18 protein-coding genes and 1 tRNA gene are annotated in these 18957 nt (G+C 68.2%); 10 read left to right on the top strand and 9 right to left on the bottom strand.

The features are described from left to right. The first annotated feature begins 138 nt into the window (after window positions 1-138). From ACWPMZ_RS02615 to ACWPMZ_RS02625, 3 genes are all read left to right on the top strand, one after another. Window positions 139-564, top strand: coding sequence for a DoxX family protein (locus ACWPMZ_RS02615; RefSeq protein ID WP_455702457.1), 426 nt, complete (start codon window positions 139-141; stop codon window positions 562-564). After that, the gene (ruvB, locus tag ACWPMZ_RS02620) at window positions 554-1591 is read left to right on the top strand and encodes a Holliday junction branch migration DNA helicase RuvB (protein ID WP_455702458.1); all 1038 of its coding nucleotides are present in this window, start codon (window positions 554-556) and stop codon (window positions 1589-1591) included. The genes ACWPMZ_RS02615 and ruvB overlap by 11 nt, the downstream gene beginning before the upstream one ends. A gap of 314 nt (window positions 1592-1905) precedes the next feature. Further along, the gene (locus tag ACWPMZ_RS02625) at window positions 1906-2925 is read left to right on the top strand and encodes a PEP-CTERM sorting domain-containing protein (protein ID WP_455702459.1); all 1020 of its coding nucleotides are present in this window, start codon (window positions 1906-1908) and stop codon (window positions 2923-2925) included. A 200-nt stretch (window positions 2926-3125) separates the two neighbouring features. On the opposite strand, the gene acnA is transcribed toward ACWPMZ_RS02625, so the two are convergent. Continuing rightward, complete coding sequence (gene acnA / locus ACWPMZ_RS02630; RefSeq protein WP_455702460.1) at window positions 3126-5798, bottom strand: aconitate hydratase AcnA; 2673 nt, start codon at window positions 5796-5798, stop codon at window positions 3126-3128. A 210-nt stretch (window positions 5799-6008) separates the two neighbouring features. Between acnA and ACWPMZ_RS02635 the strand changes: the two genes are divergently transcribed. Continuing rightward, window positions 6009-6251, top strand: a complete 243-nt coding sequence (locus ACWPMZ_RS02635; RefSeq protein WP_455702461.1) for a hypothetical protein — start codon at window positions 6009-6011, stop codon at window positions 6249-6251. 5 nt (window positions 6252-6256) lie between these two features. Here ACWPMZ_RS02635 and ACWPMZ_RS02640 read toward each other — a convergent pair whose 3' ends face one another. Further along, a complete protein-coding gene (locus tag ACWPMZ_RS02640; RefSeq protein WP_455702462.1) occupies window positions 6257-7141 on the bottom strand; it encodes a DMT family transporter in 885 nt (294 codons plus the stop codon). 151 nt (window positions 7142-7292) lie between these two features. Here ACWPMZ_RS02640 and ACWPMZ_RS02645 point away from each other — a divergent pair, with 151 nt between their 5' ends. The 6 genes from ACWPMZ_RS02645 (at window position 7293) to ACWPMZ_RS02670 (ending at window position 12670) form a co-directional block, all read left to right on the top strand. Then, a complete protein-coding gene (locus ACWPMZ_RS02645) occupies window positions 7293-8660 on the top strand; it encodes a L,D-transpeptidase family protein (protein WP_455702463.1) in 1368 nt (455 codons plus the stop codon). A gap of 108 nt (window positions 8661-8768) precedes the next feature. Further along, window positions 8769-8844 (top strand) — tRNA-Ala (locus ACWPMZ_RS02650). A 161-nt stretch (window positions 8845-9005) separates the two neighbouring features. After that, window positions 9006-10073: a GTPase ObgE gene (obgE, locus tag ACWPMZ_RS02655; RefSeq protein ID WP_455702464.1), complete on the top strand. Its 1068-nt coding sequence runs from the start codon at window positions 9006-9008 to the stop codon at window positions 10071-10073. Between the two features lie 39 nt (window positions 10074-10112). Continuing rightward, complete coding sequence (gene proB / locus ACWPMZ_RS02660) at window positions 10113-11234, top strand: glutamate 5-kinase (RefSeq protein WP_455702465.1); 1122 nt, start codon at window positions 10113-10115, stop codon at window positions 11232-11234. Between the two features lie 37 nt (window positions 11235-11271). Further along, a complete protein-coding gene (locus tag ACWPMZ_RS02665; RefSeq protein WP_455702466.1) occupies window positions 11272-12180 on the top strand; it encodes an NAD-dependent epimerase/dehydratase family protein in 909 nt (302 codons plus the stop codon). 85 nt (window positions 12181-12265) lie between these two features. Beyond that, window positions 12266-12670 carry a hypothetical protein gene (locus ACWPMZ_RS02670; protein ID WP_455702467.1) on the top strand — a complete coding sequence of 135 codons (405 nt, stop codon included), beginning with the start codon at window positions 12266-12268 and terminating at the stop codon, window positions 12668-12670. Between the two features lie 54 nt (window positions 12671-12724). Here the strand turns inward: ACWPMZ_RS02670 and ACWPMZ_RS02675 are convergent, their stop codons facing one another. The 7 genes from ACWPMZ_RS02675 to metC all read right to left on the bottom strand — a co-directional run bounded on the left by ACWPMZ_RS02675 (window position 12725) and on the right by metC (window position 18888). After that, complete coding sequence (locus tag ACWPMZ_RS02675) at window positions 12725-13513, bottom strand: phosphoadenylyl-sulfate reductase (protein WP_455702468.1); 789 nt, start codon at window positions 13511-13513, stop codon at window positions 12725-12727. Then, the gene (locus tag ACWPMZ_RS02680) at window positions 13506-13958 is read right to left on the bottom strand and encodes a DUF934 domain-containing protein (RefSeq protein ID WP_455702469.1); all 453 of its coding nucleotides are present in this window, start codon (window positions 13956-13958) and stop codon (window positions 13506-13508) included. Before ACWPMZ_RS02680 ends, ACWPMZ_RS02675 begins: the two co-directional genes overlap by 8 nt. Then, entirely contained in the window at window positions 13951-15579 is a 1629-nt protein-coding gene (locus tag ACWPMZ_RS02685; RefSeq protein ID WP_455702470.1) for a nitrite/sulfite reductase, read from the bottom strand. The genes ACWPMZ_RS02680 and ACWPMZ_RS02685 overlap by 8 nt, the downstream gene beginning before the upstream one ends. Beyond that, on the bottom strand, window positions 15579-15875 hold the full coding sequence (locus ACWPMZ_RS02690; protein WP_455702471.1) for a DUF2849 domain-containing protein: 297 nt from the start codon (window positions 15873-15875) through the stop codon (window positions 15579-15581). The genes ACWPMZ_RS02685 and ACWPMZ_RS02690 overlap by 1 nt, the downstream gene beginning before the upstream one ends. Next, a complete protein-coding gene (cobA, locus tag ACWPMZ_RS02695) occupies window positions 15872-16630 on the bottom strand; it encodes a uroporphyrinogen-III C-methyltransferase (protein WP_455702472.1) in 759 nt (252 codons plus the stop codon). The genes ACWPMZ_RS02690 and cobA overlap by 4 nt, the downstream gene beginning before the upstream one ends. 99 nt (window positions 16631-16729) lie before the next feature. Beyond that, window positions 16730-17689, bottom strand: coding sequence for a mechanosensitive ion channel family protein (locus ACWPMZ_RS02700; RefSeq protein WP_455702473.1), 960 nt, complete (start codon window positions 17687-17689; stop codon window positions 16730-16732). After that, window positions 17686-18888, bottom strand: a complete 1203-nt coding sequence (metC, locus tag ACWPMZ_RS02705) for a cystathionine beta-lyase (RefSeq protein WP_455702474.1) — start codon at window positions 18886-18888, stop codon at window positions 17686-17688. The genes ACWPMZ_RS02700 and metC overlap by 4 nt, the downstream gene beginning before the upstream one ends. Window positions 18889-18957: the final 69 nt, after the last annotated feature.

Consider the following 18957-nt stretch of genomic DNA (forward strand, 5'->3'; position numbering starts at 1 on the left):
GCTTGCCACGCACAGTGCCGCCGCCAGGCGCCCACGCGCGTCCAGCGTTCGTCGGCGCTGCGGCCACGTTGGGCGGATGGCACCTGCGGTTGCGGCGGATGGCGGCTACGGTCCCCTCTTTTGGGGGAGGGACGTCAGATGAAGATCATGCTTTCCGGGCTGGCCCGGTTCGAGGACGCCACGCTGTTCGGGTTGCGCGCACTGACGGGCGCGTTCCTGGTTCACGAGGTGTGGGACAATATCGCCAGCGCGGACCGCATGGCCGAGTTCGTCGCCTTCCTGGCGCAGTTCGGCTTTGCCGCTCCGCAGGTGATGGCGCCGCTTTCGGTCTGGGTGCAGTTCGTCTGCGGCGTGCTTCTGGTGCTCGGGCTGCTGACCCGCTGGGCCGGGCTGCTGGTGATGGTCAACTTCGTCGTCGCGGTGATCATGGTTCACTGGGCCGAACCTTTCCGCGGCTGGTGGCCGGCACTGGTGCTGGTGTTCCTGGGCGCGCACTTCGCGGCGGCCGGATCGGGCCGCTTCGGGCTGGACGCGCTGTTCCTGCGGGAGCGGCATGAGCGATAATCCCGCCCTCACGCCGCAGCGCCAGCCGGACGATCCGGACGCTGCGCTGCGCCCCAAGAGCCTCGGCGAGTTCGTCGGCCAGCAGGCGGCGCGCGAGAACCTGCGCGTGTTCATCGAAGCCGCCCGCCACCGGGGCGAGGCGATGGACCACGTGCTGTTCTTCGGCCCGCCGGGCCTGGGCAAGACAACGCTGGCGCAGATCGTCGCGCGCGAAATGGGTGTCGGCTTTCGCGCCACCAGCGGCCCGGTGATCGGCAAGACCGGCGATCTTGCCGCGCTGCTGACCAACCTGGAACCCAACGACGTCCTGTTCATCGACGAGATCCACCGACTCAACCCCGTGGTCGAGGAGGTGCTCTATCCGGCGATGGAGGACCGCGCGCTCGACCTGATTATCGGCGAGGGGCCCTCGGCGCGCAGCGTGCGGATCGACCTGCCGCCGTTCACCCTGATCGGGGCGACCACGCGGCAGGGACTGCTGACGACGCCGCTGCGCGATCGCTTCGGCATTCCCGTGCGGCTGAATTTCTACACCGTCGAGGAACTGGAACAGGTCGTCACGCGCGGGGCGCGGCTGCTCGGGCTCGGGCTCGACGGTGGGGGCGCCCGCGAGATCGCGCGCCGCGCCCGCGGAACGCCGCGCGTCGCCGGGCGGTTGCTGCGCCGGGTGCGCGACTTCGCCCACGTGGCCGGGGCGCCAACGGTGACCGCCGAAGTCGCAGACAGGGCGCTGACCCGGCTGGAGGTGGATTCGCTCGGCCTCGACGCGATGGACCGACGCTATCTCCACATGATCGCCGACATCTACAAGGGCGGCCCGGTCGGGGTCGAAACGCTCGCAGCAGGGCTTGCCGAGCCGCGCGACACGATCGAGGAAGTGGTCGAGCCCTACCTGATCCAGCTTGGCCTGGTGGCACGCACGGCCCGTGGCAGGTGCCTTAACGACCGGGGTTGGAAACACCTGGGAATCGCACCCCCGCAAGGCCCGCAGAGCGGCCTTTTCGACGAACCCGGGACTGCCAAGTAGCGCCCGAAAACCGCGCGTTTCCTTAAGTTTTTCTTACGGAAGGCCTCCGGTTCGGTTCCATTCCGGGACAACTGCGGTTCCCGACCCGTTCCGCGGCGCGAAATTTCACGTTCGAGGTGATTTTTCGTGGTTAATGCAATTGCTGTTAAAGGTTTTCCGGGTGTTCTTGGCCGTGATCAGAAGCGCCGTGCCCTCCATTCCGGGAGGGTCAGGCAACTCTGTCATAGTTTGAGAGACCGACCATGTCTGTACGTATGGCCCTTGCGAAACTGTCCGCAGTCGCAGCCGGCGGCGCCCTCGCCGTAGGAGGCGCGGTGCACGTCGCAGAAGCTCCCGCCACGGCATCGCCCCAGTATCGCTCGGGCGGCAAGTACGTGAAGGGGGCCGTCCAGTACGTCAAGGAGACGCCCGCCAAGCGCGTCGTCCCGCGCAAGGTCAAGCGCATCCGCCGCACGGTGGAACTGACCTGCCCGCCGGGCGGCACGCTCGTCCGCCCCGGGGAAGCCGGTCCGGCCGGTGCCGCTCCTGGCGCAGGCTACAGCGATTCGCAGGGCAATTTCGTCGCGCTCGGCGGCGGGGCCTACTGCTACTACGCGGCGGCTGCCCAGACCGCCATGGTGCCGGTTGCCGTGCCGCTCCCCGGACCGGGCAGCGGCTGGGGCGGCGGTGGCGGTGGCGGTGCCGCTGCGGCGGTCGGCGGTGGCGGCTTCGGCGGCGGCTTCGGCGGCGGTTTCTTCGGCGGCTTCTTCGGCGGATCGAGCGGCGGCAGCGTCAACGTCTCGACCACGTCGACCACCAGCGGAAGCCAGGGCCAGGAACAGGGCCAGGTGATCGACGTCGACGTCATCGTCGACAACTCGAACTTCGGCGGCTCGACCTCGACCTCGACGTCGTCCTCGACCGGCGGACTGACCAGCACGACGACCTCGAGCTCGTCGGGCAACGTCGATGTCGACGTCGACAACACGAACAACAACAACAACAACAACTCGAACGAGAACAACAACTCCAACGAGAACAACAACTCGAACGAGCAGAGCCAGAACCAGAACCAAAACCAGCATCAGAACCAGAACCAGAACCAAGGCCAGGGCCAGCACCAGTCCACGTCGGGCAACATCACCACAAGCACCAGCAGCTCGAGCTACGGCTGCGGTGGCGGCAAGCACGGCTGCGGCTCTTCGTCGCGGGGCGGCAGCTCCAGCCACGGCAGTTCGAGCCACGGCGGTTCGTCCGGCACGCCGGTTCCGGCACCGCCGATGCTGCTGCTGTTCGGTGCGGGCGCCGCGGCGGTTCTGGTCCGGCGCAAGAAAAAGGCAGCCCAGCAGGACTGAGTTGCCCGCTCGGTCCAACAGGGGGGAAGGGCGGCCGGTGCGGCCGCCCTTTTCCGTTGGCGCAGGTCCTCCAGTCAGAGCATCGTCGTCACTTTGGCTCTCGCGCCTTAACGGGCACTCGAACCCCCGCGCACCGTCGCGCTAACCCAGACGAGCCTCGTCGGCGCCCACCCTGCAAGAAGCAGAGCGGGTCGGCCGGCTCAGGCGGCGAGCTTGCGCAGGACGTAATGCAGGATGCCGCCGTTGCGGTAGTATTCCAGCTCGTTGGCGGTATCGATGCGGCACTTGGCGGTGAAGGTGAAGGTGCTGCCGTCGGCCTTGGTCACCTCGACCTCGACGTCCTGCTGCGGCTTGATGTCCGCCAGGCCGTGGATGGTGAAGCTGTCGTCGCCGGTCAGGCCGAGCGAGGTGCGGGTCTCACCGTCCTGGAACTGCAGCGGCAGGACACCCATGCCGACGAGGTTCGAGCGGTGGATGCGCTCGAAGCTTTCGACGATGACCGCGCGCACGCCCAGCAGGTTGGTGCCCTTGGCGGCCCAGTCGCGGCTGGATCCGGTGCCGTATTCCTTGCCCGCGATGACCACCAGCGGCGTCCCGTCGGCCTTGTGCTTCATCGCCACGTCGTAGATCGCGCCGATTTCCTTGCCGTAGCGGCTCATGCCGCCCTCGATGCCCGGGACCATCTCGTTCTTGATGCGGATGTTGGCGAAGGTGCCGCGCATCATGACCTCGTGGTTGCCGCGGCGGCTGCCGTAGGAGTTGAAGTCCGACCGCGCGACCTGGTGGCCCAGCAGGTATTCGCCCGCCGGGCTGTCGGCCTTGATCGAGCCGGCCGGGCTGATGTGATCGGTCGTCACGCTGTCGCCCAGGATGGCGAGCGGCTTGGCCCCGACGATGTCGGTCACCGCCGCAGGCTCCATGCCCATCCCTTCGAAGTAGGGCGGATTGGCGATGTAGGTGCTGCCGGCGCGCCACTTGTAGGTGTCGCTGCCGGTCACGTTGATCTTCTGCCAGTGCTCGTCGCCCTTGTAGACGTCGGCGTAGCGGGTCTGGAACATCCCGCGGTCGATCGCGCCGTTCATCACCTGGGTGATTTCGGCGTTGGTCGGCCAGATGTCCTTCAGGTAGACGTCGGCGCCATCGCGGTCCTGGCCGATCGGCGTGGTGGTGAAGTTCTCGATCACCGTGCCCTTGAGGGCATAGGCGACCACCAGCGGCGGGCTCGCCAGGAAATTGGCGCGCACGTCGGGCGAGACGCGGCCCTCGAAGTTGCGGTTGCCCGAAAGGACGCTGGCGGCGACCAGGTTGTTGGCGTTGATCGCCTTGCTGATCGGCTCGGCCAGCGGGCCGGAGTTGCCGATGCAGGTCGTGCAGCCGTAGCCCACGAGATCGAAACCGATCGCGTTGAGGTGGCTCTGCAGGCCGGCCTTCTCGAGATAGTCGGTCACCACCTGGGATCCGGGCGCGAGGCTGGTCTTGACCCACGGCTTGGGCTTCATGCCGCGCTCGTTCGCCTTCTTGGCGACCAGCCCGGCGGCGACCAGCACATTGGGGTTGGAGGTATTGGTGCAGCTTGTGATGGCCGCGATGACCACGTCGCCGTCGCCGATGTCGTGGTCGCGGCCTTCGACCGGCACGCGGCGCACGCTCGCCTTGTAGGAGGTCTTGAGGTCTTCGTTGAACACCTCGTCGACATCGTCGAGCGCGACCTTGTCCTGCGGCCGCTTGGGCCCGGCAAGGCTGGGGACGACGCTGCCCATGTCGAGCTCGAGCGTGTCGGTGAAGACCGGATCGGGCGCCTTGGGGTCGAGCCACAGGCCCTGCGCCTTGGCATAGGCTTCGACGAGCGCGATCTGCTCCTCGTCGCGCCCAGTGAGCTTGAGGTAGTCGAGCGTCTTGTCGTCGATCCCGAAGAAACCGCAGGTCGCGCCGTATTCGGGCGCCATGTTGGCCAATGTGGCGCGGTCGGCGAGGCTGAGCGAGGCGAGGCCTGGGCCGAAGTATTCGACGAAGCGGCCGACGACGCCCTTGGCGCGCAGCATCTGGGTGGCGGTGAGCACCAGGTCGGTCGCGGTCACGCCTTCGGCGAGCTTGCCGGTCAGCTTGAAGCCGACGACTTCGGGGATCAGCATCGAGACCGGCTGGCCGAGCATGGCCGCCTCGGCCTCGATCCCGCCGACGCCCCAGCCCAGGACGCCCAGGCCGTTGATCATCGTGGTGTGGCTGTCGGTGCCGACGCAGGTGTCGGGATAGGCCACGGTCGCGCCGGCCTGGTCGGTGCTGGTCCACACCGTCTGGGCGATATGCTCGAGATTGACCTGGTGGCAAATGCCGGTGCCCGGGGGCACGGCCTTGAAATTGTCGAGGCTCTTCGATCCCCACTTGAGGAAGTCGTAGCGTTCGGCGTTGCGCTGGTATTCGAGTTCCACGTTCTTCTCGAACGCCTTGGGATGGCCGAATTCATCGACCATGACCGAGTGGTCGATCACCAGGTGGACCGGCACGAGCGGGTTGATCTTGGCGGTATCTCCGCCCAGCGTGTCGATCGCATCGCGCATGGCGGCAAGGTCGACCACGCAAGGCACGCCGGTGAAGTCCTGCATCAGCACGCGCGCCGGGCGGTACTGGATTTCCTTGCCGGTCTTCGGGTTCTTCTGCCAGTCAGCCAGCGCCTGAATGTCGCCGATAGAGACGGTGAAGCCGGCATCCTCGAAGCGCAGCAGGTTTTCCAGGAGGACCTTCATGCTGAACGGCAGGCGCGAGACGTCGCCGATCTTCTCGGCCGCCCTGTCCAGCGAGTAGTAGGCGTAGGACTTGCCACCCACTTCGAGATTGGCGCGGGTATCGAGCGAGTTCTTGCCGACCTGGGTCATTGGGAGAGCGGATCCTTCCTGTCTTTCGGGTCCGGCCGGGGGCGGAACGCAGGGGCGCTGCGCCAGAGCCGAAGTCGTGCCGGATTTGTGGCGCGCACTGCGCGTTCCGTGGCGTAAAATCAAGGGGTCCGGGATTGGAACGGGCCGTCACTAGCGCTAGTTCCGCTTGGCAATCCGCAATCCTCGCTTCGCATCGGAAAACGCTTCTTCATGCCTATCGGCCCATCTCGCCGCCCCGATGAACCGCTCCATGCGGGGTGGATGCTGCTGGCGCTGGTGCTGGCGGCCACGCTGGGCGGCGCGTCGGGCCTGATCTGGCACTGGATCGCCGGCGACGATCTGCCGGTGGCGGAGGACGCCGCCAGCACCGCGCCGGAAGAAGCCGAGGAAGCCGAAGCGCCCGAGCCGGCCGAGACCGTTACTCCCCCCGCTCCATCGCCCAACGCGGGTTAGGACGTTCAGGCCACGGTGAGTTCAGGCGGTTTGCGGGGCGCTGCGATCCAGCAGGCGATGACGATCAGGACCGCCCCCAGCAGGGTCGGGGTCGTTACCTCTTCGCGGAAGAAGAGCCAGCCGAACAGCACCGCCCACAGGAAGCCCGAGTATTCGAGCGGCACCAGTTTCTGCGCCTCTGCCCGGGCATAGGCCCAGGCCAGCGCCATGGCGCCGCCCACGCTCATCGCGGCTGCGGTGGCGATCCAGGGTATGGCCGCCTCTTCCGGTGGGACGAAGAACCACGGGGCGGCCAGGACGAAGATGGTGCCTGAAACCAGCGTCTGGAAGGTGGCCACTTCGGCGGGCCCGGCAACCTGGGCCTGCTGGCGCTGGAGCACAAGGTTCCAGGCATAGAGCGTGGCGCTGGCCAGCACCGCGGCGATGCCCCATGCGGTCTCGCCGCCCGCCGCAGGGGCGCCTAGGCGGCCCCAGGCGATCACCGCCACCCCCGCGAGACCCATCAGCGAGGCGGCGATCGCCGTGCGCTCGATCGCCTCGCCCAGCAGCAGTGCGGCGAGGTAGAGTGCCAGCAACGGGGCGATAAACGACAGCGCGATCGCCTCGGCCAGCGGCAGGACGGTCAGCGCCCAGAAGAACGTGAAGCTCATCCCCGCCACCACCGTGCCGCGGGTCAGGTGCAGGCGCAGCGCCGCGCGCGAAGGCCAGGTCTTGCGGGTCGCGAGCCAGATCGGCCCAGCCATGGCCAGCGCGAATCCCGCCCTTACCACCAGCGTCACATAGGTGCCGGTCATCAGCGCGGCCTGCTTCATCACCGCGTCCATCAGCGACAGCAGCCCGACCGCCGCAAGGGTCGCCAGATAGGGCGCGAAATGCGGGTGGCGATCCATTCCCGGCCTTTACGCGGGCTGGCGCGGCGGGCAAGGCGCGGATCGACGAACCGTATGGCGCGGTGGGCGATTCAGCCCCGCTTCACCTGCCCCGGTTGATGCTTGGGCGCAATCGGGGCACAATCGTCCCACGCTTAACAGGGCAAGGATCATGACCGCTTACTTGCGTACCCCTTCGCTGGCCTTGATGGCCGGGATCATCGCCGCAACGCCCCTCGCCGCGCAACAGCGCCAGAGCGCGGAGGCGCAGTTCGACAAGGTCCTGCCGCAGAAGGTGCTGGAAGAAGACGCGGTCGAGGTCGTGTCCAATCCGGCCACGCAGGCGGCCGTCCAGCCGCCGCGCTTCCCGCTGGTACAGCCGTGGCAGGTGGCCGACGCCCAGGCGCTGCTCGAGGCGGTGCAGGGAATCGGCGCCGAAGGTCTCGACCCGCGCGACTACCGGGCCGAAGCGCTGCGCCAGGCGATCGCGCTGGGCCCGAGCGCGGAGCTCAACGAACTCGCGAGCGAAATCTTCGGCTGGCTGGTCGAGGACCTGCGCGATGGGCGCACGCCGATGGAGGCCCGCAAGCAGTGGTTCGTGGTCGATCCCGACCCCGATCTCATTCCCACCGGCAAGGTGCTGGCCGATGCGCTGGCCAGCCACGACGTGGCCGGAGCGCTGGCCGGTCTGGCGCCGACGCACCCGGATTACGGCGTGCTCAAGGCCGAGCTCGCGACGGTAAAGGACCCCGCGCGGCGCAAGATGATCCGCGCCAACATGGACCGCTGGCGCTGGCTGGCGCGCGATCTGGGCGGTCAGTACCTGATCACCAACGTGCCCGAATATCAGCTGCGGCTGACGGTCAACGACCAGATCATCCGCACCTATCGCACCATCGTGGGCAAGCCCGGCCGCAGCGCGACCCCGCAGCTCGCCGAGACGGTCGAGGGCGTGATCTTCAATCCGACCTGGACCGTGCCGCAGTCGATCGTGAAGGGCGAAGGTCTGGGCGCGAAGGTGCTGGGCAATCCCGGCTGGGCGCGGGCCAACGGCTACAAGGGCACAAAGGGCGCGGACGGCTTCGTCACCGTGGTGCAGCAGCCCGGGCCCGGCAACTCGCTGGGGCAGATGAAGCTCGACATGCCCAATCCGCATGCGATCTTCCTGCACGACACGCCGAGCCGCAACCTGTTCGCGCGCGACGACCGGGCGCTGAGCCACGGCTGCATCCGCACCGAGCGCGCGCTCGAACTGGCGATGACCATTGCGATCCTCGGCCAGGGTGCTCCCAAGGAGCAGGCCATCGAGATATCCAAGTCGGGCAAGTACACCCGCGTGCCCGTGGTCAAGACCATGCCGGTCTACATCACCTATTTCACCATGGGCCGCGATATCGAAGGCAACCTGCGCACCTTCAGCGACATCTACGGCCGGGACGCGCCGGTGCTGGCCAGCCTGGACGCGCCGCGGGTGGGCAACCGCGCCCGGGCGACGAGCGAAAAGGCGGTCGAGATCGTCGACGACCTGCAGGACAGCTGATTTTCCCCGCCCTTTAGCGCGGGGAATTTAGCCCTTTCACCGCGTCACCCTTTTCGCTAGGGGGCCGTTCTTCGCGGCGGGCCAGCCCTCGCGATGGCAGACTGGAACGGGGCCGTAGCTCAGCTGGGAGAGCGCGTCGTTCGCAATGACGAGGTCAGGGGTTCGATCCCCCTCGGCTCCACCAGTATGCTTTCGGATGCTCCAGCGCGGCTTGCGTTCGGCGCCTCCTTTTCCCGGCTTCCGCTGCGGCACTCGCGAGCATACCGGTCCGCAATCCCCGTTCGTGCCGAGCGTGTCGAAGCACGGGGCGACTTTCCCCGACCTCTCGTCTAAGTACCCACGACCATGCATTTCCTCGATCAGGCCAAAATCTACATCCGCTCGGGCGCCGGCGGGCCGGGCGCGGTGTCGTTCCGGCGCGAGAAGTATATCGAATACGGCGGCCCCGACGGGGGCGACGGCGGGCGCGGCGGCGATGTCGTCTTCCGCGCGGTGCCGGGCCTCAATACGCTGATCGACTTCCGCTACACCCAGCACTTTAAGGCCAAGCGCGGCAGCCACGGGATGGGCAAGAACCGGACCGGCGCCAGCGCTCCGCCGCTGGTGATCGAGGTGCCGGTCGGCACGCAGATCCTGGCCGAGGACAAGGAAGAGGTCCTGGCCGACCTGACCGAGGTGGGCCAGGAGGTCATCCTGCTCGAAGGCGGCATGGGCGGCCGCGGCAACGCGAGCTACAAGACCTCCACCAACCGCGCCCCGCGCCAGCACCAGCAGGGTATCCCGTCCGAGGAGCTGTGGCTCTGGCTTCGGCTCAAGCTGCTCGCCGATGCGGGCCTCGTCGGGCTGCCCAACGCGGGCAAAAGCACTTTCATCAACCAGGTTTCCAACGCGCAGGCCAAGGTGGGCGACTATGCGTTCACCACGCTGGTGCCCAAGCTGGGCGTGGTGCGCCACAAGGGCCGCGAGTTCGTCCTGGCCGACATCCCCGGCCTGATCGAAGGCGCGGCGGAAGGCGCCGGGATCGGCGACCGGTTCCTGGGCCATATCGAACGGTGCCGCGTGCTGATCCACCTGGTGGACATCGCCGGGGTCGATCCGGTCGAGGCGATGCTCGTGGTCGAAGGCGAGCTGGAAGCCTACGGCGCGGACCTGGCCGACAAGCCGCGGCTGGTCGCGCTGAACAAGATCGACCTAGCCGATACCGAGCTCGCCGCAGAATTCGCCGACGAACTCAAGGCTGCCGGAGCGGCCGAGGTGTTCCCGATCTCCGGGGCCACGGGCGCGGGGGTCGAGGCATTGCTCGATGCCGTGCTCGGATACCTGCCGGAACGCACTTCGACCGAGCAGCCGCACTCGCTGTCCGACGACGAGGGCGAGGAAGACGACGAACCGCAGGAGTGGTCGCCGATCTAGGTGACGCAGGCGGCCGGTTTCGCTAAGCGACGCGCCGTCATGTCCTTCGACAGCCTTGCCGATCTTGCCAGCGCGCCGCGCCTTGTCCTCAAGGTGGGATCGTCGCTGCTGGTCGAGCAGGGGGAGCCGCGTACCGAGTGGCTCTCGTCGCTGGCGGCCGACATCGCAGCGCTCAAGGCGAAGGGCACGCAGGTCGTCGTGGTCAGTTCGGGCGCGATCGCGCTGGGCGCGGCGCGGCTGAGGCTGGCGCGCGGTGGGCGCGGCAGCCTGGCCGATGCGCAGGCGGCCGCCTCGGTCGGGCAGATCGCGCTTGCCGGGCTTTGGTCGCAGGCGCTGGCCGCACACGGCATCGTTGCCGCGCAGATGCTGCTGACGCTGGAGGACCTCGAGGACCGGCGCCGTTATCTCAATGCCTCGGCCACCTTCGAGCGCCTGCTCGAGGCGGGCGCGGTACCCATCGTCAACGAGAACGATTCGGTCGCCACGGCGGAAATCCGCTTCGGCGACAACGACCGGCTCGCCGCGCGCGTGGCGCAGGCGGCTGGGGCGAACGCGGTCATGCTGCTGAGCGACGTCGACGGCCTCTACGACCGCGACCCGCGCGCGCCCGGCGCCGCGCTGATCCCGCGGGTCGAAGGCGTGACCGAGGCGATCATGGCGATGGCCAGCGGCAATTCCTCGTCGGGGCTCGGCTCGGGCGGGATGACCTCCAAGCTGCAGGCGGCGCAGATTGCCGAGCGGGCCGGGATAACCCTGGCGATCATCAACGGAACGCGCAGCTCGCCTGTCGCCCGGGCGCTCGAAACCGGCCTCGGCACGGTGTTCCGGCCGCAGCGAAGCGCTTCGTCGCGCAAGGCGTGGCTGGGCGGCAGGCTTTCGCCCAGCGGCGTGCTGACGGTCGACGGCGGCTGCGCGGCGGCGCTGGCGGGCGGGGCGAGCCTGCTGGCGGCGGGCGTGACCGAGGTCAGCGGCACCTTCGCGCGCGGCGACCTGGTGACGATCCACGGCCCCAAGGGCGAGCGGCTGGCGCAGGGGCTGGTCGAATACTCCTCCGCCGAATGCGGCGCGATCATGGGCTGCAAGCAGGACGCGCAGGGCGAGCGCCTGGGTTATGCCCCGCGCGCCGCTGTGATCCACCGCGACCAGCTGGTTCTCCTTTGAGGGCCCCAGTCGCACCGCCGCTGCGCAAGGTCGCGTCGTGACCCTGGCCGTTACCGGTGCGACGGGATTCGTTGGCCAGGCGCTGCTGGATGAAGCGCGGCGACAAGGCATCGCGGTCAAGGCGCTGACCCGCCGCCAGCAGCCGCCGGTGCCGGGCATCGCGTGGGTGCGCGGCGACCTTTCGGTGCGCGAGGCGCTGGCCGAACTGGTCGACGGGACCGAGGCGGTGATCCACGTCGCCGGCGTGGTCAATGCGCCCGACCAGGGCGGCTTCCATCTCGGCAATGTCGAAGGAACCTTGCGGCTGATCGAGCAGGCCGTGGGAGAGGGGGTGCCGCGCTTCGTGTTCGTCTCGTCGCTGGCCGCGCGCGAGCCGCATCTTTCGCACTACGGCGACAGCAAGGCCCGGGCGGAGAAGCTGGTCATGGCCAGCGGGCTCGACTGGACGATCGTCCGCCCGCCGGCGGTCTACGGCCCGCACGACCGCGAAATGCTGGAAATGTTCAAGGCCGCGCGCTGGGGCGTGCTGCCGATGCCCCCGCCGGGCCGGGCGAGCCTGATCAACGTGCGCGACCTGGCCCGCCTGCTGCTCGCGCTGGTGCCGGGCGGAGAGGACGTGACGCACAAGATCTTCGAGCCTGACGACGGTCATGAAGATGGCTGGAGCCACGGCGACCTGGCCCGCGCGATCGGCGCGGCGGTCGGCCGCCGCCCCTGGGTGCCGCATGTCTCCAAGGCCACGCTCGAGCGCATGGCGAAGCTCGACCGGATGGTTCGCGGCCCGCGCGCCAAGCTGACGCCGGACCGCGTCGGCTACATGGCGCACCCCGACTGGGTCAGCAGCCCCAGGCTGCATCCCCCCGCCGCCCGCTGGACCCCGCAGGTCGCGTCGCCCGAGGGGCTCCGCGCCACCGCGCAGTGGTACCGGGACAAGGGCTGGCTGTAGAATCCCGTTGGTCGGCGCCCGGCGCAGGCCTATCCCTTTGGGCAGGGGCGCACGCGACTCGAAGCGAACTCAAGGGGGAATCACCATGAAGAAAATCGTTTGCGCGGCTGCCGTGCTGGCGCTTGCCGCCTGCAACCAGGAAGCCGCCGAAGCACCGGCGGCCGACGAAACCGTCGCCGCCGCACCGGAAGCCGCTACGGCCGAAACCGCCGCCCTGGCGATCGACGGCAAGCCCTCGGCGGGCAAATACAAGATCACCGACGCCGATGGCGCGACCTATGACTACGAGGTCAAGGCCGACGGCACGTTCAGCGCCACGGCATCCAACGGCGAGACGATGGCCGGCACCTGGAACGAGCCGGAGCCGGGCAAATACTGCGAGACGGTGGACGGCACGGAAACCTGCTACACCGAAGAAATGAAGGACGGCGTCTGGACCTCCACAGGTCCCGACGGCAAGGTATCGACCATAGTCCGCGTCGAAGCCTGATCCGCAAATGCAACGGCGAGCCGCCGGCGCCCAGGCGCCCGCGGCTCGTTTGCGTCAGAAGGCCGGTTCGTAACCCGGGGGCAGGTCGCCCTCGTCGGTCGCCGGCGGCACGCCGTGGATGCCGCATTCGGTCTTGTCCCATCCGCGCCAGCGGCCCGCGCGCGGATCCTCGCCCGGCTTGACCTTGCTGGTGCAGGGCGCGCAGCCGACCGAGAGATAGCCCTGCGATTCCAGCGGGTGGCGCGGCAGGTCGTGCTCGGCGAAATAGGCCTCGAGGTCGTCCTTCACCCAGTCGCCCAGCGGGTTGATCTTCAGCCGGCCGTTCTCCACCTCGAACCGGGGAAGGTTTTCGCGGGTGACGGACTGGAACGCCTTGCGGCCCGAAATCCAGGCATCGAGCCCGGATTTGGCGCGCGCCAGCGGCTCGACCTTGCGGATCGCGCAGCAGCCGTCCGGGTCCCACGACCAGCGCAGCCCCGTGTCGTCCTTGGCGGCCAGGACCGCGGCATCGGGAGTGACGGTGGAACTGTCGGTCAGGCCCAGCTCGCGCACCAGCGTGTCGCGGTATTCGAGGGTCTCGGGAAACATCTTGAGCGTGTCGACGAAGACCACCGGCGTAGCCGGATCGGCCTGCGCCACCAGATGGAGCAGGACCGCGCTCTCGGTACCGAACGAAGAGACGATCGCCACCCGGCCGAGCGAGCCTTCGTTCAGAAGCTCGCGCAGCATGGTCGCCGCATCGACTCCTGCGAAACGCGCGTTGAGCGCGTCGGCATCGGCCTGGGTATAGCGCGGGCCGGCGTCGATCCGGTCGACGGTCCTGTCCTTGGGCAAACTAGCCATGACGCTTCGCCCAGATCGGAGTGCGCCCGTCGGCGGCAGGCTGATAGACTTCGGGCCAGGTCGCGAACGCGCGCTCGGCATCCTCTGCATCCAGCGGCTTGTCCGGCTGGAAGCTGTCGAACCCGCAGCGCCGCATGATCGCCAGCTGGTCGATCAGCACATCGCCCACCGCGCGAAGTTCGCCGTCGTAGCCCGCCTCGCGCAGCATGCGGGCGGCGGTATAGCCGCGCCCGTCCATGAAACCGGGGAAGTTGACCTCCACCAGCCTGATCTGTCCCAGGTACGGCAGAAGCTCGCGCGTATCGTCGCCCGGTTCGATCCGCACCGCGCTGGCATTGGTCTGGTCGAGGAACGCGTCGACGGTGACTGCGGCGTGATCGACCGGCTCGTCGTCGCGGAAGCGAAACTGCACGGCGTCGGGGCCGGGGGTGGCGAATTCAGCCATAGAGCGCCTCCTTGAACGGCTCCATGCCGATCCGGCGATAGGTGTCGAGGAAACGCTCACCGTCTTCGCGCTGCGCAAGATAGACGTTGGTCGCGGTTTCCACCGCGCCGACGATGCCGTCCTCGTCGAAGCCCGGCCCGGTGATCTTGCCCAGCGAGGTGTCCGCCCCTTCGCTGCCGCCGAGGAGGAGCTGGTAGTTCTCGGTCCCCTTCTTGTCGACGCCGAGGATGCCGATGTGGCCCGCGTGGTGGTGGCCGCAGGCGTTGATGCAACCGGAAATCTTCAGCTTGAGCTCGCCGATCTCCTCGCTGCGGGCCGAGAGCTTTTCGGAAATTCTCTGTGCCACCGGGATCGAGCGCGCGTTGGCGAGGCTGCAGTAATCGAGCCCCGGGCAGGCGATGATGTCGCCCACCATGTCGAGATTGGCCGTGCCCAGGCCCGCCGCGTCGAGCTGCTGCCAGATCGCGTAGAGATCGGCCTTGCGCACGTGCGGCAGGATGATGTTCTGCGCGTGGGTGACGCGCAGCTCGTCGAAGCTGTGCCGTTCGGCCAGATCGGCCATCAGGCGGATCTGGTCGGCGCTGGCATCGCCCGGGATACCGCCAACCGGCTTCAGGCTGATCGCGGCGATCATGTAGCCCGGCTGCTTGTGGGGCGTGCAGTTGCGCTCCACCCACAGGCGGAAGTCGGGGTCGGTCAGGTCTAGCTCGTCGCTCGCCCCGGCGTCGAACGCAGGGTCGGTGAAGTAGGTCCCGATGCGCTCCAGCTCGGCCAGCGGCGGCTCGATGCCCTGGGCCAGCAGGTGGGCGAACTCGGCCTCGACCTGGCGGGTGTATTCCTCGGCGCCCATCTCGTGGACGAGGATCTTGATCCGCGCCTTGAACTTGTTGTCGCGCCGGCCGTGGCGGTTGTACACGCGCAGGCACGCTTCGGCGTAGGTGATCAGCTGGTCGAGCGGCACGAAATCGCGAATCAGCGGTGCGATCATCGGAGTGCGGCCCATGCCCCCGCCAACGTAGAATTCAGCACCGATTTGACCGTCGAAATTCTTCACCAGGCGGATGCCGATGTCGTGCAGCCGCATCGCCGCGCGGTCGGTCTCGCTGGCAATCACCGCGATCTTGAACTTGCGCGGCAGGTGCAGGAATTCCGGATGGAAGCTCGACCACTGGCGCAGCAACTCCGCGTAAGGGCGCGGGTCGACCAGCTCGTCGGCGGCGGCGCCGGCGTACTGGTCGGAACTGATGTTGCGGATGCAGTTGCCGCTGGTCTGGATGGCATGCATCTCGACCCTGGCGAGGTCGGCCAGGATGTCGGGCGTGTCCGCCAGCTTGATCCAGTTGTACTGGATGTTCTGCCGGGTGGTGAAGTGGCCGTAACCGCGGTCGTACTTCTCGGCGATGTCGGCCAGCACGCGCATCTGCGCGCTGCTCAGCGTGCCATAGGGCACGGCCACCCGCAGCATGTAGGCATGGAGCTGCAGGTAGAGCCCGTTCTGCAGCCGCAGCGGCTTGAACTGGTCTTCGGTCAGCTTGCCTTCGAGCCGGCGGCGAACCTGGTCGCGGAATTCGTCGACGCGGGCGTCGACCATCGTCTGGTCGTATTGATCGTACTTGTACATCAGATCACCCAATCGCGGGCTGCGGGATCGGCAGGCTTGAGCGTGAGGTCGGGCCGCACCGTGGGGCCGAGGGCGCGGATGCGGTCCTTGATGTGCGCGGGGCGCACGCCGTCGGCGGTCTTCTCGGCCGCGATGACATAAGGGGCGTTGACGCGGCGGGCCGCTTCCTCGCGCGCGGCGATGGCCTCGCCCTCGTCGCCTGCGTCGACGGCATCGTCGACATGGATTGACCAGTCGACCCCGGTCCACCAGGTGACGGCGCCCGACTTCAGGTCGTTGCCGGTAACGATCTTCATGCCTGAATCTCCAGGGCTAGCTGCGCCACCGCCAGGTCTTCGCGCGCGGTAACCTCGCCGATCACGATCAGCGCCGGGCTCTTTACCCGCTCGCGCGCGACGAGATCGGGCAGCGCGGCGAGCGGCCCGCGCAGCAGGCGCATCTGCGGCAGGCAGGCATTCTCGATCACGGCCAGCGGCATGTCCGGGGCCAGGCCGTCGGCCATCAGCTTCTCGGCGATCTGGGGGGCGGTCTTCACGCCCATGTAGATGACCAGCGTGCGGCCCTTGCCGGCAAGCCCGGCCCAGTCCTGGTCCGACAGGCCCTTGCACTGGCCGGCCACGAAGCTGACCACGCTGGCCGCGTCGCGGTGTGTCAGGGCGATCTGCGCGGCCGCGGCAGCGCCGTTGGCGGCCGAGATGCCGGGCACGATTTCCACCGGGACGCCGGCGGCGCGGCAGGCTTCCGCCTCCTCGCCCCCGCGGCCGAAGACCAGCGGATCGCCGCCCTTGAGGCGCACGACGTCGTTGCCGGCCAGCGCCTCGCGCACCAGCAGGGCGCAGATCTCGTCCTGCGGCACGGTGTGATGGGCGCGGCGCTTGGCGACGGAGATCATGCGGGTTCCGGCCGGAGCCATCGCCAGGATCGCCGGGGCGACCAGCCCGTCATGCACGATCAGCCGGGCGCGCATGATCAGCCGCGCCGCGCGCAGCGTCAGCAGATCCGGATCGCCCGGGCCCGCGCCGACGAGAAAGACAGTGCCGCTATTTTCCATGGCGGCTGAAATGGGCTGCCGCCCGCCAGCCTGCCAGCGAGAATGGTTATGCGCGGCGACAGGCCGCCTTTTGAAAGCAAATCTAGGGGGGATAGCGGGTCAGGCTTTCCCGCTGTCCTCCGTCCGCCGGGCAACCGCGGCCAGCAATTGCTGGAATTGCGGATTGTCGCGCAGGTTGATGTCGCGCTGCGGGAAGGGAATCTCGATTCCGTCGCGCTGGAACAGCTTCCACAGCCGCTTGAGAACATCCGACCGGACGTTGCCGACGCCTTCCTCCGGATCGACGATCCAGCACTGGATGACGAAGTTGATCGCGCTGTCGCCGAAACCGTCGAGCCAGACCGAGGGCGGGGGGCTGTCGAGCACGCGCGGCGTGTCATTGGCCGCCTCGAGCATCAGCTTTTCCGCCAGGTCGAGATCGGCCTGGTACGACACCCCGACCGGCACCTGGATGCGCACGGTCTTGCTGGAGTAGGACCAGTTTTCGACCTGGTTGATCATCAGCTGTTCGTTGGGGATCAGGTATTCGCGGCGGTCGCGGGTCGTCACCGATACCGCGCGGATGCCGATCTTGCGGATCTGCCCGAAGGTGGAATTGCCCGCCTGGTCGGCGATGGCGATCACGTCGCCCGGCTTGATCGAGCGGTCCATCAGCAGGATGATCCCGGCGATCAGGTTGCCGAAGGTCTTCTGCAGGCCGAAGCCGATCGCCAGGCCGAAGGCGCCGGAAAACACCGCCAGCGCGGTAAGGTCGATACCCAGGAGGTCGATCCCGAGGAAGAAGGCGAGCGCCCAGACGGCGATCGACAGGAGTTTTTCCGACAGCAACTGCTGGGTGGAATCGAGCTTGGTCACCTTGCCCAGAAGGTAGCGCGCGGTGCGCGTTGCCAGCTTGGCGAATAGGTAGATGCCGATCACCACGGCGACCACCACCAGCGCGCCCCACACCGAGATCCGGTGGTCGGCGATGGTGAAGCCCCAGCTCTCGAGCATCTGCGCGAAACGCGCGAAATCGCCGTCTCCGCCCAGGCTGCGGTCGATCTCGTCGGGCTGGATCATGCGCCGTCCATCGCTGCGAAGGCTCGCTCCAGGTCGGCGATCAAGTTCTGCGGGTCCTCCAGCCCGATCGACAGCCGGATGCCGAGGCGGTTTCCGGCGCCCCAGTCGTCCGGCGGGAAGGTGCTCGCCGTGCGCGCCCGGCCGGCGTCGAACGGCACCACCAGGCTTTCGAAACCGCCCCAGGAATATCCGATGCCGAACAGCTCGAGCGCGTCGACGAAGCGGGCCCGCGCCGCCTCGTCGCGGCCGGCCAGCACGAAGGAGAACAGCCCGCAGCCGCCGGTGAAATCGCGCTTCCACAGGTCGTAGCCCGGCGCCCCGGGCAGCATCGGGCACAGGACCTGGGCCACCTCGTCCCGCGCCCGCAGCCACTCGGCGATGGCCAGCGCGCTCGCGGACGAGCGTTCCAGCCGCAGGCCCATCGTGCGCAGCCCGCGCAGCGCCAGCGCCGCATCGTCGGGCGAGACGACCTGGCCCAGCGCCTGCGCCTTGACGCGCAGCCGCGCGTGCCACGGTTCAGCCGCGGAGACCGAACCGAGCATCAGGTCCGAATGGCCGCCGACGTGCTTGGTCAGGCTCATGATCGTCAGGTCGCAGCCATGCGCCAGGGCGGGGAAGCCAAGCGGCGAGGCCCAGGTGTTGTCGAGCAGGACGGTCGCTCCCCTGGCGCGCGCTGCACTGGCGAGGGCCGGCACGTCGCACACCTCCATCGTCAGGCTGCCGGGGCTCTCCAACAAAACGGCCGCGGTCCGGTCGCAGAAGGCAGCGGAAAACGCTGCGGGATCGAGGGGGTCGAAGAACCGCACCTCGATGCCCATGTCCGCCAGCAGGCCGCGCGCCATCGCCCGGCTGGGTTCATAGGCGTTGTCGGTCATCAGCAGGACATCGCCCTGCTTCAGCACCGTCAGAAACGCCCCGGCGATCGCCGCCACGCCGCTGGGGAACAGCACGGTTCCGGCCGCTCCCGGCTCGAGTTCGGTCAGAGCATCGGCCAGCGCCCACTGTGTCGGCGAGCCGCGCCGGCCGTAATAGAAATGCCCGTCTTCGTTCGGCCGCCCGCGCTTCAGATCCGCACTGTCGGCGTAGAGATGCGTACTGCCGCGCCAGACGGGGGGATTGACTACCGGTCCGGTCCACTCGGCGCGCCGCCCCACCTCGACCAGGCGGGTGGCGGGCCTGCGGTCACGCTTGTCGGTCATCGACAATACCGTTCGTGCTGAGCTTGTCGAAGCACGCTGGCGTCGCGCAAGCCGCCCTTCGACAGGCTC

The sequence above is a fragment of the Tsuneonella sp. HG222 genome (genome assembly GCF_053819185.1).

Excerpts from the sequence above, each read along its gene's own strand:
- ACWPMZ_RS02615 (WP_455702457.1), top strand. The coding sequence starts at position 139 with ATGAAGATCATGCTTTCCGGGCTGGCCCGGTTCGAGGACGCCACGCTG.
- ruvB (WP_455702458.1), top strand. The coding sequence starts at position 554 with ATGAGCGATAATCCCGCCCTCACGCCGCAGCGCCAGCCGGACGATCCG.
- acnA (WP_455702460.1), bottom strand. The coding sequence starts at position 5,798 with ATGACCCAGGTCGGCAAGAACTCGCTCGATACCCGCGCCAATCTCGAA.
- ACWPMZ_RS02635 (WP_455702461.1), top strand. The coding sequence starts at position 6,009 with ATGCCTATCGGCCCATCTCGCCGCCCCGATGAACCGCTCCATGCGGGG.
- ACWPMZ_RS02640 (WP_455702462.1), bottom strand. The coding sequence starts at position 7,141 with ATGGATCGCCACCCGCATTTCGCGCCCTATCTGGCGACCCTTGCGGCG.
- ACWPMZ_RS02645 (WP_455702463.1), top strand. The coding sequence starts at position 7,293 with ATGACCGCTTACTTGCGTACCCCTTCGCTGGCCTTGATGGCCGGGATC.
- obgE (WP_455702464.1), top strand. The coding sequence starts at position 9,006 with ATGCATTTCCTCGATCAGGCCAAAATCTACATCCGCTCGGGCGCCGGC.
- proB (WP_455702465.1), top strand. The coding sequence starts at position 10,113 with ATGTCCTTCGACAGCCTTGCCGATCTTGCCAGCGCGCCGCGCCTTGTC.
- ACWPMZ_RS02670 (WP_455702467.1), top strand. The coding sequence starts at position 12,266 with ATGAAGAAAATCGTTTGCGCGGCTGCCGTGCTGGCGCTTGCCGCCTGC.
- ACWPMZ_RS02675 (WP_455702468.1), bottom strand. The coding sequence starts at position 13,513 with ATGGCTAGTTTGCCCAAGGACAGGACCGTCGACCGGATCGACGCCGGC.
- ACWPMZ_RS02680 (WP_455702469.1), bottom strand. The coding sequence starts at position 13,958 with ATGGCTGAATTCGCCACCCCCGGCCCCGACGCCGTGCAGTTTCGCTTC.
- ACWPMZ_RS02685 (WP_455702470.1), bottom strand. The coding sequence starts at position 15,579 with ATGTACAAGTACGATCAATACGACCAGACGATGGTCGACGCCCGCGTC.
- ACWPMZ_RS02690 (WP_455702471.1), bottom strand. The coding sequence starts at position 15,875 with ATGAAGATCGTTACCGGCAACGACCTGAAGTCGGGCGCCGTCACCTGG.
- cobA (WP_455702472.1), bottom strand. The coding sequence starts at position 16,630 with ATGGAAAATAGCGGCACTGTCTTTCTCGTCGGCGCGGGCCCGGGCGAT.
- ACWPMZ_RS02700 (WP_455702473.1), bottom strand. The coding sequence starts at position 17,689 with ATGATCCAGCCCGACGAGATCGACCGCAGCCTGGGCGGAGACGGCGAT.
- metC (WP_455702474.1), bottom strand. The coding sequence starts at position 18,888 with ATGACCGACAAGCGTGACCGCAGGCCCGCCACCCGCCTGGTCGAGGTG.